Source organism: Kocuria sp. LHG3120, assembly GCF_049897445.1.
In the GTDB taxonomy this organism is placed as follows: domain Bacteria; phylum Actinomycetota; class Actinomycetes; order Actinomycetales; family Micrococcaceae; genus Kocuria; species Kocuria rosea.
Map to the genome: position 1 here is coordinate 68,496 of NZ_JAFCWG010000011.1, position 15,570 is coordinate 84,065.

13 protein-coding genes and 1 pseudogene are annotated in these 15,570 nt (G+C 75.5%); 5 read left to right on the forward strand and 9 right to left on the reverse strand.

Annotated features, from left to right (window positions below; translation table 11 throughout):
• The first annotated feature begins 5 nt into the window (after positions 1-5).
• Entirely contained in the window at positions 6-1,448 is a 1,443-nt protein-coding gene (locus tag ACP7CD_RS17570) for an NAD(P)/FAD-dependent oxidoreductase (RefSeq protein ID WP_336649981.1), read from the forward strand.
• A 7-nt stretch (positions 1,449-1,455) separates the two neighbouring features.
• Here ACP7CD_RS17570 and ACP7CD_RS17575 read toward each other — a convergent pair whose 3' ends face one another.
• The gene (locus ACP7CD_RS17575; protein WP_336649980.1) at positions 1,456-2,064 is read right to left on the reverse strand and encodes a lytic transglycosylase domain-containing protein; all 609 of its coding nucleotides are present in this window, start codon (positions 2,062-2,064) and stop codon (positions 1,456-1,458) included.
• Between the two features lie 85 nt (positions 2,065-2,149).
• On the reverse strand, positions 2,150-4,858 hold the full coding sequence (locus ACP7CD_RS17580) for a multicopper oxidase domain-containing protein (RefSeq protein WP_426120784.1): 2,709 nt from the start codon (positions 4,856-4,858) through the stop codon (positions 2,150-2,152).
• An 84-nt stretch (positions 4,859-4,942) separates the two neighbouring features.
• Here ACP7CD_RS17580 and ACP7CD_RS17585 point away from each other — a divergent pair, with 84 nt between their 5' ends.
• Positions 4,943-5,443 (forward strand): DUF456 domain-containing protein, encoded by a 501-nt coding sequence (locus tag ACP7CD_RS17585; RefSeq protein WP_035925832.1) that lies wholly within the window; start codon positions 4,943-4,945, stop codon positions 5,441-5,443.
• A 60-nt stretch (positions 5,444-5,503) separates the two neighbouring features.
• Here ACP7CD_RS17585 and ACP7CD_RS17590 read toward each other — a convergent pair whose 3' ends face one another.
• The 6 genes from ACP7CD_RS17590 to ACP7CD_RS17615 form a co-directional block, all read right to left on the reverse strand.
• On the reverse strand, positions 5,504-6,871 hold the full coding sequence (locus ACP7CD_RS17590; protein ID WP_017834393.1) for a molybdopterin molybdotransferase MoeA: 1,368 nt from the start codon (positions 6,869-6,871) through the stop codon (positions 5,504-5,506).
• Positions 6,871-7,167 carry a DUF6457 domain-containing protein gene (locus ACP7CD_RS17595; RefSeq protein WP_115162269.1) on the reverse strand — a complete coding sequence of 99 codons (297 nt, stop codon included), beginning with the start codon at positions 7,165-7,167 and terminating at the stop codon, positions 6,871-6,873. The genes ACP7CD_RS17590 and ACP7CD_RS17595 overlap by 1 nt, the downstream gene beginning before the upstream one ends.
• 39 nt (positions 7,168-7,206) lie before the next feature.
• On the reverse strand, positions 7,207-7,800 hold the full coding sequence (mobA, locus tag ACP7CD_RS17600) for a molybdenum cofactor guanylyltransferase (RefSeq protein ID WP_035925839.1): 594 nt from the start codon (positions 7,798-7,800) through the stop codon (positions 7,207-7,209).
• A 4-nt stretch (positions 7,801-7,804) separates the two neighbouring features.
• Entirely contained in the window at positions 7,805-8,074 is a 270-nt protein-coding gene (locus tag ACP7CD_RS17605) for a MoaD/ThiS family protein (protein ID WP_017834396.1), read from the reverse strand.
• A 6-nt stretch (positions 8,075-8,080) separates the two neighbouring features.
• Positions 8,081-9,259, reverse strand: a complete 1,179-nt coding sequence (locus ACP7CD_RS17610) for a GTP 3',8-cyclase MoaA (protein WP_426120786.1) — start codon at positions 9,257-9,259, stop codon at positions 8,081-8,083.
• 112 nt (positions 9,260-9,371) lie between these two features.
• Complete coding sequence (locus ACP7CD_RS17615) at positions 9,372-9,701, reverse strand: biopolymer transporter Tol (protein WP_368828384.1); 330 nt, start codon at positions 9,699-9,701, stop codon at positions 9,372-9,374.
• A 49-nt stretch (positions 9,702-9,750) separates the two neighbouring features.
• On the opposite strand from ACP7CD_RS17615, the gene glp reads away from it, so the two are divergent.
• The gene (gene glp / locus ACP7CD_RS17620; protein ID WP_109222261.1) at positions 9,751-10,983 is read left to right on the forward strand and encodes a molybdopterin molybdotransferase MoeA; all 1,233 of its coding nucleotides are present in this window, start codon (positions 9,751-9,753) and stop codon (positions 10,981-10,983) included.
• A 162-nt stretch (positions 10,984-11,145) separates the two neighbouring features.
• Positions 11,146-11,532, forward strand: coding sequence for a hypothetical protein (locus tag ACP7CD_RS17625; protein ID WP_017834534.1), 387 nt, complete (start codon positions 11,146-11,148; stop codon positions 11,530-11,532).
• Positions 11,533-11,536: 4 nt separating this feature from the next.
• On the opposite strand, the gene ACP7CD_RS17630 is transcribed toward ACP7CD_RS17625, so the two are convergent.
• Complete coding sequence (locus ACP7CD_RS17630; protein WP_035925853.1) at positions 11,537-12,382, reverse strand: alpha/beta fold hydrolase; 846 nt, start codon at positions 12,380-12,382, stop codon at positions 11,537-11,539.
• A gap of 209 nt (positions 12,383-12,591) precedes the next feature.
• Between ACP7CD_RS17630 and ACP7CD_RS17635 the strand changes: the two are divergent.
• Positions 12,592-15,570: pseudogene (locus ACP7CD_RS17635) on the forward strand (nitrate reductase subunit alpha); the annotation flags it as partial.

Consider the following 15,570-nt stretch of genomic DNA (forward strand, 5'->3'; position numbering starts at 1 on the left):
GGCCCGTGCAGGGGACGGCCGCGGTCGTCGGCTCGGGGCCCAACGGGCTCGCCGCGGCCGTGGTGCTGGCCCGCGCGGGCCTCGACGTCACGGTCCACGAGGCGGCGGGCTCGGCCGGCGGCGCGGCCCGCTCCGCGGCCGTGCTCGGCCCCGGCACGGTGGTGGACCTCGGCTCGGCCGTCCACCCCTTCGGCGTGGCCAGCCCGCTGTTCGCGCAGCTGGGCCTGCACCGGCACGGCCTGGAGTGGCTGCACCCGCCGGTCGTGGCCGCGCACCCGCTCGACGACGGCCCGCCGGGCCTGCTGCACCGCTCGCTCGAGCGCACGGCGGCGGGGCTGGGCGCGGACGGCCGGGCGTGGTCCCTGCTGCACCGCGGCGTGGTGGAGCGCTGGGAGGAGACGGTCGAGTCGGTGCTGGGCCCGCTCGTGCGCGTGCCCGAGCACCCGCGGGCCCTGGCGTCATTCGGTCTGCGCGCGCCGTGGCCCGCCGCGGCCACGGCGCGGGCGCTGTTCCGCACCGAGCAGGCCCGGGGGCTCTTCGCCGGGTCCGCCGCCCATGCGGTGCTGCCCCCGCGGCACGCGCTGACCTCCGCCTTCGGGACGCTGTTCGGCGCCGCCGCCCACGCCACGGGGTGGCCGGTGGCCCACGGCGGCACCCAGGCCGTCGTCGACGCCCTGGTGGCCGATCTCGAGGAGCACGGCGGGCGGGTGCTCGTCCACTCCCCGGTGACGGACCTCGCCCAGGTGCGGCCGGCCGACGTCGTCCTGCTGGACCTCACGCCCCGGCAGGTGCTGGGCCTGCGCGGGCTCGAGCTGCCGGACCGGTACCGGCGGGCGCTCGCCCGGTGGCGCTACGGCACTGCCTCCTACAAGGTGGACCTGCTGCTGGACGGCCCCGTGCCGTGGCGGGACCCGCGCGTGGCGGAGGCCGGGACCGTGCACGTGGGCGGGACGCTCGCCGAGATCGGCGCCGCGGAGGAGCAGGCGCGGGCGGGCCGGCTGCCGGAGCGCCCGTTCGTGCTCGTGGCCCAGCAGGGGGCCGCCGACCCGTCCCGGGCGCCCGCGGGCCGGCAGGTGCTGTGGGCCTACGCCCACGTCCCCCACGGGTGCGACGACCCCCGGGCGGGGGACCGGGTGCTCCGGCAGCTCGAGCGCTTCGCCCCCGGGGTCCGCGACCGGATCCGCGAGCGCGTGGACACCTCCCCGGCCGGGCTGGAGGCGTGGAACGCGAATCTCGTGGGCGGGGACATCGGCGGCGGCTCCCTGGACGGGCTGCAGCAGCTGTTCCGGCCGGCCGTGCAGGCCGACCCCTACGCCACCGGCGTGCCGGGGGTCTGGCTGTGCTCGTCCTCGACGCCCCCGGGCGGCGGGGTGCACGGCATGGCCGGGTACCACGCGGCCCGCAGGGCGCTGCGGGGCCTCGCGAGGAGCCGGCGGCCCGCCGGCTGACGAGGGCTCAGGCGCCGACCTCGGCGTACGTCGTGGCCGCGAGCTCGCGGATCTGCGCCACGTAGCCGCGGGTCTCCGCGAACGGGGGGATCCCGCCGTGCCGCAGGACCGCCGTGGGTCCGGCGTTGTAGGCGGCGAGCACGAGGTCGATCTCCTCCTGGGCCGAGGCGGGCGCCAGCCCCCGCACCATGAGCCGCAGGTCCTTGAGGTAGAGGCCCTGGGCCCGGATGGCGGCCCGCGGGTCGAAGGGGTCGCCCCGGCCGTAGCGCTTCCACGTGTCCGGCATGAACTGGGCGAGGCCCTGCGCCCCGGCGGGGCTGACGGCCCGGGGGTCCCAGCGGCTCTCGACGTCCAGCTGGGCGGCGACGATCTCGGGCGGGAGCCCCGAGAGCTCGGCGGCGGCCAGGACGTCATCGCCCCACGGCTCCGGGACGGGCGCGGTGCGGATCGGCTCCTCGCCGAGGGACGCCCCGCAGCACCCGGGGGCGTTGGCGTGGAAGAGCCCGCCGGTGCCGATCAGGAGCAGCACCACGGAGGCCAGCAGGAACCACCGGGAACCGCGCGGGGCGAGTTCCTCGGTGCCGGGGCGCGCGGGGTCCAGGACGGTGGTGGCCATTTGTTCCAGGCTAGGGCGGCCCGCCCGCCCCGGTCTGCGGCCTCTTGGGGGGACAGCCTCCACGCCCGCCCGGTGGACGGGAGGGTCAGCCGGTGACCTCGATCAGGCCGCGGGCTCCGCGCTCGGCCTCCACGAGGGAGTGGTTCACGAAGGGATAGGTGCCGGGCTCGGAGAACTCCAGCTCCACGAAGCCGCCCTGGGCAGGGGCGAGGTCGAGGGCCTGGGCCCCGCCGGATCCCGCGCCGCCGCGCTCCAGGAGGTAGGCGCCCTCCTTGTGCACGGTGTCGAACTGAGCGCCGACCACGTGGAAGCTCAGCCCCGTGGACGGCCCGGCCGCGAGGACCCGGATCCGCACCCGCTCCCCGGCGCGGGCGGTCAGCGGCTCGTGCAGGTACTGGGTGGCGTGGCCGTTGAAGACCGTGAAGCTGGGGACCCCGCCCGGGATCCTGGCCGGGTCCACGGCGGCGTCCACCCCCGTCCCGTCGCCGGCGTCCTCCCCGGGCGGGCCCAGGTACGTCTCGTTCTGCACGAGGAGGTAGTCGCGGTCCACCTCCGGGAGCCCCGGCGGGTCGATCACCACGGCGCCGAACATGCCGGCCGCCACATGCGTGCTCATCGGCGCGGTGGAGCAGTGGTAGAGCCAGATGCCGGAGCGTACCGCCTCGAAGCGGTAGACGAGGGAGTCCCCCGGGGCGAGGGTGCGCATGTTCTCGTCGGGCGCCACCGTGCCCGCGTGGAAGTCCACCGAGTGGCCCATCGTTGCGCCGTTGGTCAGCGTGATCTCGAAGACGTCGCCGACCTCCCCGTGCAGCGTGGGCCCCATGTAGCGGCCGTTGTACGTCCACGCCCGCATGCGGACGCCGGGGGCGATCTCGTGCTCGCCCTCCGAGACGTCGAGGTCCACCCGGTGCACCCGCCGGCCGTCCTCCTGGACGCCCGCGCCGACGGGCTCGAGCACGGGGGAGCGGACCTCGACGCCCTCTCCCGGGGCGGCCCCGAGGTCCGCGCCGTCGGCCGGATCGGTGCCGGCGGGGACCACGCCGGGCGCCCCGCGCCGCTGGCCGGCCGCGGAGGGCGCGTCGAGGGGAGCGCCGTCCGCGCCGACGGCGACGACGTCGAGGGTCATCCCCATGCTGCGGTGCCCGACGATCGAGCACCACGCCTCCAGGGGTCCGTCGACCACCCCCGCCTCCACGGTCACCGTCTGTCCGGGGCCGACGCGCCCGGAGCTCGTGCCGGAGGCCAGGACGAGGTCGTGCACGTTGGTCGGGTCGTCGTTCGTGAGCTCGATCACGAGCTGGTCGCCGAGCGGGACCTCCACGACGGAGGGCTCGAAGCGCATCCCCTCCCGGGCACTGACCTGCACGGTGGTCGTCCCGCCCGTGGCCGGGGCCCCGGAGCCGCCGCCGCGCAGGTCGAACCCCGCCGCGGCGGGGTTCACGGCGATGCCCGCCGCGACGCCCAGGGCCACCACGAGCACCCCCGCCAGCGCCTCGCGGGCCGGCCGCGGAGGCGCGGCGGGGGCGACGGCCTCCGGCACGGGCACCGGCTCCCCGGCCCGGCGGGCCATGGCCGCCCGGCGCCCCGCCAGCGAGGTCCGGGCGGCGGAGACCATGAGCGGGACGAACGCGAAGAGCGCCGCCGCGCCCAGGACGGAGACCACGGCCCGGACCCAGGAGGGCACCGCGCCCGGTGGGAGCGCGAAGAGCAGCACGCACAGGTTGACGACCACCACGCGGAACGTCCCGGCGCGGTTGATGGCCCGGTGGGCCGCCCGCACGGTCGCCGGCCCTCCCCCCATGGTCACCGGCAGGAGGTAGGTCATGGCCCCCAGCAGCACCTGTACCAGGAAGCCGGCCACGAACGGGACGGTCAGCTGTCCCAGCGCCGCCGCGTCGAAGCCGTGCAGGGCCACCACGAGGACGGCGGCCACCACGGTGACCGTCCACCACAGGACGCCGGCGGCCACGGACCAGCCCGCGTAGTCGGAGGGACGGGCCCGCACCGCGGTCCGGGCCATGACCGCGACCACGGCGCCCAGCCCCGCCGCGTAGACCGCCAGGCCCGCCGCGGCGAGCACGGGGGACCCGGCCAGTGCCGCCGTCCCGGTGAGCACCAGCCCCCCGGTCAGCACGGGCAGCGCCGCGGTGCTGACCCGGGTGGAGAGCTCCGGCATGCGCGTGCGCAGGATCGTGGGCCACAGGGTGAGCGCGGTCCCGGCGACGGTCAGGCCCACGAAGCCCAGGACGTTGGTGACCTCGTGGGCGAGGAGCAGGCGCGCGTGCCAGGCGCCGGCGGGGCCGGTGGCCAGGAGCGCGCCGAGGACCGCGCCCACCGGCAGCAGGAAGGCCGCGACCACGTAGTAGCGCACGGTCACGGCGAACCGGGACGGCAGCGCCGTGCGCAGCTGCCGGAGCAGGGCCGCCCCGTGCCAGGCCACCGCGGCGCCCACGGCGGTCGAGGCGACGAGCACCAGCACGTACCAGCCGGTGAGGATTCCCACGACGAGCAGCACGGTGCCGGCGTTGAGCAGCCCGATCCGGGCCAGCTGCCGACCCCGGGCGTCGTCGGGCACCCGGTTCTTCAGCAGGGAGTCGGTGAAGTGCTGTGACCACACCAGGACCGAGTTGGTCACGAGCCCCAGGGTGACGAGGTGCACCAGCAGCCACCGCGTCTCCGGGAGCCAGCGGTGGAAGAGCACGACGAGGAGCAGGGCCGCCATCCACAGACGGACCGGTCTGCCGGCCCGGCGGTGCCAGGACGTCCGTCCCCGGGGGCGTGCGGATGCGTGCACGGAGCTCACCTGCCCATTTAATTTGCGGAGCAGATACTAGTATACGGTGCGGCTGTCACCGGGTGTGCCGCCTACGATGAGGGCGTGACTGCCGAGATCATCGCGACCCTCATCACCGCCGCCCTGCTCGTCGTCGGGTGCCTCGGCATCATCGTGCCGGTGCTGCCGGGCTCGATCCTGATCGTGGTCGGCCTCCTCGTCTGGGCCCTCACGGTCCAGGCGGTCGAGGGCTGGACCGTGCTGGGGATCGGCTCCGCGCTGGCGATCGCCGGGATGGCCGCGAGCGCCGTGCTCACCGGCACCCGGCTCAAGCGCCGGCAGATCCCCAACCGCTCCCTCCTCTACGCCGCGGCCGGCGCCGTGGTGGGGCTGTTCGTGATCCCGGTGGTCGGGATCTTCGTGGGGTTCTTCGTGGGCCTGCTGCTGAGCGAGACCGCTCGCCAGCGGGACCTCCGGGCGGCGCTGGACTCCAGCTGGGCGGGTCTCAAGGCGGCGGGCCTGGGGATCGTCGTGGAGTTCGCTTGCGCGCTCGCCGCCTCCACGGTCTTCGTGCTGGGCGCGCTGGTCCTCTTCACGACCGCCTGAGCCCGCGAAGCCGGGGACGCCGAGAGCCCGGACACCACCGGTGTCCGGGCCCTCGGCGCGTCAGCGCCAGGGCAGGGGGACCACCTCGACGTCCTGCCCGGCGGTCACGCCGCCCGGCGGGACCACGGCGATGACGTCCGCGTGGGCGAGCCCGCGGAGCATGTTCGCGCCGACCCGGTCCCGGGGGGCGACCGTCCCGTCCCGGAGGTAGGCGGGCACCAGGGCGGTGACCTTCTGGCCCGGCAGGTCCTCGGCCGCCGGCAGGGTGCGCGTGGCCGGGGGCCGGTCGCTGTGCAGCTTGGCGAGCAGCGGCTGGGCCACCGTGAAGATGCTGGTCATCGCCGCCAGCGGATTGCCGGGCAGGCCCACCACGAAGGGGCCGTCCTCGGGCAGCCGTGCCAGGAACGTGGGGTGGCCCGGGCGCTGGGCGAGGCCGTCGAGCAGGAAGACCGCCCCGAGCTCCTGGAGCGCCGAGCGGACGTGGTCGGCGTCGGAGTGCCCGGTCCCGCCGGTGGTGATGACCACTTCGGTGCGGGCGTCGAGCACCGACGCCATGCCGGAGGGCGCCTCGGTCAGGGCGGAGAGCATCGCCTTCGCGGTGTCCTCGACGCGCCGGAGCTGGTCCACGGACCCGCCCAGCATCTCCACGAACGTGGGCAGCTGGGGGCCGAAGGCGTCCCGGACCTGGCCCGGCTCGGGGATCCCGTCCTCGACCACCTCGCTGCCGGTGAGCAGGATCGTCACGCGCGGACGGCGGCGGACCGGGAGCATGTCGTGGCCGCTGACGGCGGCGAAGGCGATGTGCGCCGGGTTGAGCAGGCAGTCGGCGTGCAGGATGACGTCCCCGGCCGCGACCTCCTCGCCGGTGCGGCGGATGTTCTGCCCGTAGGGGATGTCCTCGGCCGAGGGGGCGTGGGCCGCGATCGTGAGCACGGTGCCCTCCTCGGACAGCTGCGCGTACTCGTCCCGCAGCACGGCCCGGGCCCCGGCGGGGACGAGTCCGCCGGTGACGATGCGGGTGGCCTCGCCGGGCTCCAGGTTGAGGACCGGGCGGTAGAGCTCCCGCGGCGGGATGGTCAGCATCTTGCGGGGGTCGGTCTCCACAGGCTCGGGGAAGACCACCGTCCACGGCTGGGGGCCGGCCACGGCGTAGCCGTCCATGGCGGAGGAGGCGTAGTGCGGGACCGGGATCGGGGCGGTGACGTCCTCGGCGAGGACCTCGCCGAGCGCCTCCTGCAGGGGCAGCCAGTGGCTGGGCAGCGCGGTGGCGATGTCGTAGGAGAACTGCCGGGCCCGGTGCCAGTCGGCGTCGTGGACGGTCTCGACCTCCTCGGGGGCGCTCTCGGGCGTGCCGCTGTCGTCCTCGATGACGGGCAGCGCGTGCGTGTAGGGGCTGTTGGTGTCGTGGGGCAGGGGCAGTCCGGACATCAGTTCTCCTCGGGGGTTCGGCGGGCGGCGGGGACGAGACCGTCGACGGTCTGCAGCGCGCGGTCCAGGACGCGGTGCTCGTCCTCGCCCGCGGCCGCGGCGCGGCCCACGTGGTAGCCGAGCAGGTAGGCGGTGGGCGGGACGGCGGGGCGCACGGTGCCGTGGGCGATCCTGCCGGTGAGTCCCAGCACGGCGTCCAGGGGGAGGCCGGCGTCGGGCACGTCCAGGGCCGCCCGCACGGCCTCGACCCACCGTTCCAGGATCTCGTGCTCGAACGGGCTCAGGTCCTTGGGCATGCGCCGCTCCTCCCGGGCGGTGGAGCCGCCCGCTCGTGGTCAGGTCAGGTGGTGCCTGTGCACATCGTCCCACGTATCGACGTCCGCGGTGGCGTCCTCGGGCACGGTGACGTCCCGGAGCGGGAGCTCGCGCACGAACGAGAACACGGACCGGTCCGCGGCGTCCTGCCCCGCGAAGGCCCGGCGCAGCACGTCGCTGCGGTAGAGGGCGGCGAGGGGCTGGCGGTGGCCGTCGGGCGGGACCGACACGTAGCCGGCGGCGCCGTCACCGGTCCGGGCCGCCTCCAGCAGGAGGGGCACGGCCCGTGACACCCCGGGCATGTCGCACGCCAGGGTCAGGGTCCACTGTGCGGCGGGCAGGGCGTCGAGGGCGCGCAGCCCGGCGGCGATGCCCGCGGCCGGGCCGGAGAACGGCGGGTCCTCCCGGGTGCGCAGCACGTGCGCGGGGACGGCCGGGTCCGCCGGGCCGACGACGACGACGCCCGCCGCCTCCCGGACCGCGTCCAGCGTGAGCTCCAGCAGGGTGCGCCCGGCTCGCCGCAGACCGGCCTTGGGCCGGCCGCCCAGGCGGGCGGAGCGGCCGCCCGCCAGGACCACGGCGTGGAAGACCGGGGCCGGTCCCGGGGCGCTCACGCGCTCATCCGCCGGAGAAGGGCGGCAGGACGTCGAGCACCGCCCCGGACGGGACCGGAGTGTCGGGATCAGGGCAGGCCACGCCGTCGAGCAGGAAGCTGGACCGGGCCAGCACCTGCGCCAGCGGAGGCTGTCCCGGTGGCGGCTCGGGGTGGGCCCGGGCCAGCAGGTTCTCCACGTCCCGGCGCGTGCAGGGCCGGTCGTCGGGGACCTCCAGGGTCTCGGCGTCGGTGCCGGCCGCAGCGCGGGCGGCGGCGAAGTAGCGGATCAGCATCCCTGCTCAGCCTCCGATCGCGCTCATCGAGCGCTCCGGCTGGACGTAGTCGGAGGAGTCCAAGCCGGTGTGGTCCATGCCGTGGGCGGCCGGTTTCGCCCACATCGCCGCCCGCCAGCGCTCGGCCAGCTGGGCGTCGGTCGCACCGGTGCGCAGCAGCGGCAGCAGCTCGACCTCCTCGTGGGAGAACAGGCAGGAGCGGATCCTGCCCTCGGCGGTGATCCGGGTCCGCTTGCAGTCGGCGCAGAATGGCTCCGTCACGGAGGCGATGACGCCCACCGTGCCCAGCGGCGGGTCCTGGGCGCCGGGGCGCAGGGCGGAGGACGCGGCGGGGGGCGCCGCGGACGTCGCGTCCGAGGTCGCGCCGGAGTCCACGGGGGCGGCGCTGGCCGTGCGGGGGTGGACGTCCCACAGCTCGGCCGGGGCGCCCTCGCGCGGCCCCGGGTGCGGGGCCAGCCGGAACCGGCCGGCGAGCCGGTGGCGGATCTCGGCGGCGGTGACCATGTCCGCCCGGGTCCAGCCGTGGTCGGCGTCCAGGGGCATCTGCTCGATGAACCGCAGCGCGAAGCCGCGCGCCAGCGCCCACGCGAGCAGCTCGGGGGCCTCGTGGTCGTTGACCCCGCGCATCAGCACCGCGTTGATCTTCACCGGGGTCAGCCCGGCGGCGGCCGCCGCCTCGGCCCCGGCCAGCACGTCGGCGAGGCGGTCCCGGCGGGCCAGGGTGCGGAAGGTCGCCGCGTCCAGGGAGTCCAGGGAGATGTTGATCCGGGTCAGCCCGGCCTCGGCCAGGCCCTGGGCGCGGGCGGCCAGACCGATGCCGTTGGTGGTCAGCGAGACCGGCAGCTCGGGGTGGGCGGTCCGCACCCCGGCCACGATCTCCTCGAGGTCGGCCCGCACCAGGGGCTCCCCGCCGGTCAGGCGCAGCTCGGTGACCCCGAGCTGCTCGACGCCCACGCGCACGATGCGGGTGATCTCGGCGGGGGTCATCAGCTGGGCGGCGGGCAGCCAGGGCAGGCCGCCGGCGGGCATGCAGTAGGTGCAGCGCAGGTTGCACTTGTCGATCACCGACAGGCGCAGGTCGGTGGCGCGGCGGCCGTGGCGGTCCACGAGCCCCGCCTCCCGCGGTGCACCGCTCGGGCCCGGACCCGCATCGCGGAGCCGCGGCAGTCCCAGGGAAACGCTCATGTCACCGCCTCGGTGGTCGTCCCCGGCCCGCACGGTGCTCGGCGTGCCGGGATGGTCCGCCCAGTGTAATCAGTCCCCAGCACGCCGAGAACGCCCCGGGCGCCGTACGGCGTCACGCCGGCTCCGGCGGGGCCTGCTCGTCCAGCCGCGTGAGAGCATCCGTCCACCGGGCCTCCTGCTCGGCGGGCGACTGCTCCCACCACGGCGTGCCGCGCTCACCGAGGCCCAGCTTGGCGATCCCCACCCGGTCCCGCACGGCCCGCAGCTCCTCCTCCGTGCCGTCCCGCCGCACCGTGCGGACGGCCGCCCGGGCCCGGCCCAGGTGGGACGTCAGCCGGGCCGCGACGTCCTCGGGCAGCCCGGGATCCTGGCGGCGCCACCGCCGTCCGTCCACCACGATCCACCGGCCGTCCGGCGTGTGCTCCACATCCCGTTGCGTCATGGCCCCGATCCTGCCAGGACGGGCGCGCCCCGGCACCTACGCTGGAGGAATGAGCAGGCACGCGCAGCATCCGGTCCGCAGCGTCGACGAGCACCGCCGCGCGGTCACGGAGGCCCTGCGGGGTCTCCGCGCCCGGACGGAGACCCTGCCGCTGGCGGCCGCGGCGGGCCGGGTCCTGGCCGAGGACCTCGTGGCGCCCCTGAGCCTGCAGCCTTTCGACAACTCCCAGATGGACGGTTTCGCGATCCGTGCCGCCGACAGCCGGACGGCGCCCGGGGAGGACGGGCGCACCCCGTTCGTCGTCGTCGCCCCCGTGCCCGCCGGCCACGTCCCCGGCCCGCTCGGTCCCGGGGAGGCGGCCCCCGTCATGACCGGCGCGCCCCTGCCGCCCGGCGCGGACGCCGTGGTGCCCGTCGAGGAGTCGCTGCCGGGGGGCTTCCCGGCACCCGGGACGCACCTCCGGCTCCCGGCGGGCCAGCCGGCCGGGAGGTTCGTCCGCCGTGCGGGCGAGGACGTCGTCGCCGGGGACACGGCGCTGGTCGCGGGGCAGCGGCTCACCCCCGCCCGGATCGGGCTCGCGGCCGCGCTGGGGTGCGCGGAGCTGACCGTGCGCGCCCGCCCCCGGGCCGTGCTCTACACGACGGGCGACGAGGTCGTGGCGCCCGGCGCCGCGCGCGGCCCGGCCCAGATCTTCGACGCGAACGCGGCGATCCTGCGCGCCCAGCTCGCGGAGGCGGGCGTGGAGGTGGTCGGCGCCCACCTGCTCTCCGACGACGCCGGCGCCTTCGCGGCACGCCTGGCGGAGGACACCGCGCGGAGGCCCGACTTCTTCGTCTCCTCCGGCGGGGTCAGCGAGGGCGCCTACGAGGTCGTCCGGCAGGTGCTCGCGCCCCACGGCGAGTTCGTGCACGTCGCGATGCAGCCCGGGGGGCCGCAGGGCCTCGCGGCACCGGGCGGCGTTCCCTTCGTCTGCCTGCCCGGCAACCCCGTCAGCACCCTCGTGTCCTTCGAGATGTTCCTCCGCCCCGCCCTGACCGGGACCGTGGGCGCCCCGGCGCCGCGGGCCCGCCGCACGGGGCCCCTCGCGGAGGCCGTCCGGCCGCTGCCCGGGCGGACCCAGGTGCGCCGCGCCGTCTGGGACGGCGCCACGGTGCGGATGGCGGGCGGGCCCGGCTCCCACCTGCTGGCCGCCGCGGCCCGGGCCAACGCCCTCGCGCTCGTGCCGGCGGGCGGGGCCGAGCTGCCGGCGGGGACCCCGGTGGAGCTGCTGCTGCTCGACTGACCCGGTGCGCGCCCGGCCCGCGGGACCGCAGGGCCGCACCACCGCAGGACCCCACCACCGCCGGGGCGGCTCCGGCCGGGCCCGGGGCGCCGCGGCGGTGTCCCCGCCGCTCGCTAGACTGGTCCGCGCCCCCGCCCGGACGATCGCACAGAACAGGTCCCCATGACGTCCCTGCTCGCCCCGCTGCTCCTCGCCGCCACCGCCGTGATCCAGGCGCTCGGCCGCTACGAGTACCACCAGAACGGCATCACCGTGGTGGGCCAGATGCTCTTCCCGATCTTCTTCGCCGTCCTGGCGCTCTTCCTCGCCCGCCGCGGCGAGCGGGGCGCCTTCGGCACCGCGCACCTCGGGCTGCTCGTGCTCGGCGGCATCCTGTTCGTGCTCACCCTGGTGGGCTGGAACGGCACCGTCCCCCAGCTCTACCCCTCCGTGGGGATCTACTACGCGGCGTTCGCGCTGCTGGCGGTCCAGGCCGCGCTGCGCATCGCGGGGACCCCCCGGCGCCGGCGCGAGGACGCGCCGTCCGAGGGACCCTCCCCGCGGGGCTGAGCCGCTACGGGGTGTTCGCGGTCCCGCCGACGCGCTCGAGCACCAGTCCCGCCAGCTCCTCGGCACGGGTCTCCGGCAGCCAGTGGCCGGCGTCCAGCTCCACGAACCGGTAGGGCCCCCGCACGTGCTCGGCCGTGAGCTCCGCGGCCCGCCGGCCCAGGGCGGGGTCCCGGGCGCCCCACGCGTACGTGGTCGGAACGTCCACCGGTCCGGTGCGCAGCCGGGACAGCGGCAGGGCGCGGTACCAGTTCAGGGCGCCGGTGAGCGCGCCGGGCTCCCGCATCCGGGCCGCGTAGCGGGCGGCCTCCGCCGCGGGCAGGCCGGAGCGGCGCAGGAGCTGCTCGAGGCGCGGACCGAGCAGCGCCTCCGGGAGCCGGGGCAGCTGGAAGGCCCCGACGTAGGCCGAGCGCAGCGCCTGCGGCGAGCGGGTCAGGGAGCGGGCGAGCGCCCGGGGGTGCGGGACCGAGGCCACCGTCAGGGACGCCGTCCGCTCCGGCCGGTGGGCCGCGAGGGTCCACGCCACGATCCCGCCCCAGTCGTGGCCGACGACGTGGGCGCGCTCCAGCCCGGCGGCGTCCAGCAGCGCCACGGCGTCCTGGACGAGCAGCTCGAGCCGGTAGGCGCGGCGACCCCGGGGCCTGGTGCCGGGGGAGTAGCCGCGCTGATCGGGCACCAGCGTGCGCAGGCCGGCGCGCCGCAGCACGGGCGCGACCCCGGACCAGCTCGTGCCGTCCTGGGGGAAGCCGTGCAGCAGCAGGACGGGCTCCCCGTCCGGGGGCCCGTCGTCGCGCACGTCGAGGCGCACGCCGGGGCGGAGGTCACCGGGAGGGCGGAGGGTCGGTCGGTCCATCCGGCCAGGCTAGTCCCGGCCGGCGCCCGTCCGCGCGAGAGCCGGGGCTCGGTCATCCCCTTTCCGCCGAGAAAAACAAGGGTGCCGGAATTCTTGACGGAAAATGAATTCTGAAATTGATGTGTCATGAATTCTTTTCCACCGAATTGCCGTTCATTGGTCCACAAGAAAATCCTAATTCAGAATGCCGAATTCGATAGGTTGGCACCATGGTTGCCAGCTCCGTTCCGCCGGGCACCGATGGCCCCGCGTCCCACGCCCTGCTCAAGCTCGGGAAGTTCTTCACCCGCTGAGAGGAGTCCCCGGACGGCCGCGCGGTCTACCGCGAGGGCGGGCGGGCCGGTGACGCGTTCTACCGGAACCGGTGGAGCCACGACAAGGTGGTCCGCTCCACGCACGGGGTGAACTGCACGGGCTCGTGCTCCTGGAAGGTCTACGTCAAGGACGGGATCATCACCTGGGAGGCGCAGGAGACCGACTACCCCTCGGTGGGCCCGGACCGCCCGGAGTACGAGCCGCGCGGCTGTCCCCGCGGCGCCGCCTTCTCCTGGTACACCTACTCGCCCACCCGGGTCCGCTACCCGTACGTCCGCGGGGTGCTGCTGGAGATGTACCGCGCGGCCAAGGAACAGGTGGGCGGGGACCCCGTGCTGGCGTGGCAGGCGGTGGTCGGCGACCCGGAGAAGCGCCGGGCCTTCCAGCAGGCCCGCGGCAAGGGCGGCCTGGTGCGCTCGAGCTGGCAGGAGGCCCTCGAGATGACCGCCGCCGCCCACGTGCACACCGTGAAGACCTACGGCCCCGACCGGTGCACCGGCTTCTCCCCGATCCCCGCGATGTCCATGGTCTCCCACGCCGCGGGGGCCCGGTTCATCAACCTCATCGGCGGTGTGATGAACAGCTTCTACGACTGGTACGCGGACCTGCCCGTGGCCAGCCCCCAGGTCTTCGGCGACCAGACCGACGTCCCGGAGTCCGGCGACTGGTGGGACGCCACCTACCTCATGATGTGGGGCTCGAACGTCCCGGTCACGCGCACCCCGGACGCGCACTGGATGGTGGAGGCCCGCTACCGCGGCACGAAGGTCGTCTCAGTCAGCCCCGACTACGCGGACAACACGAAGTTCGCCGACGAGTGGCTGCCGGCCCAGGCCGGCACGGACGCCGCGCTCGCCATGGCGATGGGCCACGTGATCCTGCGGGAGAACTTCGTGGAGCGGCGGGTGCCGTTCTTCGAGGACTACGTCCTGCAGTACACCGACCTGCCCATGCTCGTCACCCTCGACGAGCGCGAGGACGGCACCGTGGTGCCCGGCAAGTTCGTCACCGCCGCGGACCTGGGCGGGGGCGAGGCGACGGCCTCCGACGCGGCGTTCAAGACCGTGCTGATCGACCGCGACGCCGGCACGCCGGTGGTCCCGAACGGGTCCATGGGCTTCCGCTACAACGAGCAGGACGAGGGGAAGTGGAACCTCGACCTGCAGGGCGTGCGCCCGGCGCTCTCGCTCGCGGACGCCTCCTCCTACGAGGGCTCGGTGAGCGCGGTGCACCTGCCCGCCTTCACCGACGCCACGGGGGAGGGCTCGGTGCTGCGCCGCGGCGTGCCCGTCACCGAGGTCGCCGGACGGACGGTCACCACGGTCTTCGACCTGATGCTCGCCCAGTACGGCGTGGGCCGCGAGGGCCTGCCGGGGGACTGGGCGGCCGGGCTCGACGACGTCGCGACCCCCTACACCCCGGCGTGGCAGGAGGAGATCACCTCGGTCCCGGCCCGGGCCGTGATCCGCACAGCCCGCGAGTTCGCGGCCAACGCGGAGAAGTCCGGCGGCCGGTCGATGATCATCCTGGGGGCCGGCATCTGCCAGTGGTACCACGGGGACGTCACCTACCGGGCGATCCTCGCGATGCTCATGCTGTGCGGGTGCCAGGGCCGCAACGGCGGCGGGTGGGCGCACTACGTGGGCCAGGAGAAGACCCGCCCCATCACGGGCTGGGCCGCGATGGCCGCGGCCACCGACTGGACCCGCCCGCCGCGCTTCATGATCGGCACCGCGTTCTGGTACATGCACACCGACCAGTGGCGCTCCGACGGCTACTCGTCCGACTCCCTCCAGTCGCCCCTGGCGGAGGGCCACCTGAAGGGCATGCACACCGCGGACGTGGTCGCGAAGTCCACCCGGATGGGCTGGATGCCGTTCTACCCGCAGTTCGACCGCAACTCCCTCGACGTCGCGGACCTCGCCGCCGAGGGCGTGGCCCGGGGGGAGACCCCCGACGAGGCCCGGTGGGTCGCGGACCGGCTGAAGTCGGGGCAGCTGCGCTTCGCCGTCGAGGACGTCGACGCCCCCGAGAACTGGGCCCGCACCCTGGTGCTGTGGCGCTCCAACCTGCTGGGGTCCTCCGCGAAGGGCGAGGAGTACTTCCTCCGGCACCTCCTCGGCACGCACCACAACGTCATGGGGCAGGACCACTCCGCGTCCCGGTCGCGGGACGTGACCTGGCACGAGCAGGCGCCCGAGGGCAAGCTCGACCTGCTCGTATCGGCCGACTTCCGGATGACGAGCTCCACCCTGCTCTCCGACGTCGTCCTCCCCGCGGCCACCTGGTACGAGAAGCACGACCTGTCCTCCACGGACATGCACCCGTACGTGCACGCGTTCACCCCGGCGATCGACCCGCCGTGGGAGGCCAAGACCGACTACGAGCTGTTCCGGCTGCTCGCCGAGGAGTTCTCCCGGCAGGCGAAGGTGCACCTCGGGGTGCGCAAGGACATGGTGGCCACCGCGCTCACCCACGACACCCCGGGGGAGATCGCCCAGCCCGGCGGGCACGCGCCCGACTGGAAGCACACCGACCTGCCGGCCGTGCCCGGGAAGAACCTGCCCAACCTCGCGGTCGTGGAGCGGGACTACACCGCGATCGGGGAGAAGTTCTCGGCGGTGGGGCCCCTGGCCGAGCGGCTGGGCTTCACCACGAAGCACATCACCTACGACGTCTCCCACCAGGTGGACCAGCTGGCCCGCCTGCACGGGGTCTTCGACTCCGGGGCCGCGGCGGGCCGCCCGGCCGTGGACACCGACGCGCGGATGGCCGAGGCCATCCTCCTCTTCTCCGGCACCACCAACGGGGAGCTGGCCGTGCAGGGCTTCGAGACCCTCGAGAAGCGCACCGGGGTGGAGCTCGCAGACCTC

Coding starts and splice junctions, on each gene's coding strand:
- ACP7CD_RS17610 (WP_426120786.1), bottom strand. CDS start 9,259: ATGAGCGTTTCCCTGGGACTGCCGCGGCTCCGCGATGCGGGTCCGGGC.
- ACP7CD_RS17630 (WP_035925853.1), bottom strand. CDS start 12,382: ATGGACCGACCGACCCTCCGCCCTCCCGGTGACCTCCGCCCCGGCGTG.
- ACP7CD_RS17575 (WP_336649980.1), bottom strand. CDS start 2,064: ATGGCCACCACCGTCCTGGACCCCGCGCGCCCCGGCACCGAGGAACTC.
- glp (WP_109222261.1), top strand. CDS start 9,751: ATGAGCAGGCACGCGCAGCATCCGGTCCGCAGCGTCGACGAGCACCGC.
- ACP7CD_RS17590 (WP_017834393.1), bottom strand. CDS start 6,871: ATGTCCGGACTGCCCCTGCCCCACGACACCAACAGCCCCTACACGCAC.
- ACP7CD_RS17625 (WP_017834534.1), top strand. CDS start 11,146: ATGACGTCCCTGCTCGCCCCGCTGCTCCTCGCCGCCACCGCCGTGATC.
- ACP7CD_RS17595 (WP_115162269.1), bottom strand. CDS start 7,167: ATGCCCAAGGACCTGAGCCCGTTCGAGCACGAGATCCTGGAACGGTGG.
- ACP7CD_RS17605 (WP_017834396.1), bottom strand. CDS start 8,074: ATGCTGATCCGCTACTTCGCCGCCGCCCGCGCTGCGGCCGGCACCGAC.
- ACP7CD_RS17615 (WP_368828384.1), bottom strand. CDS start 9,701: ATGACGCAACGGGATGTGGAGCACACGCCGGACGGCCGGTGGATCGTG.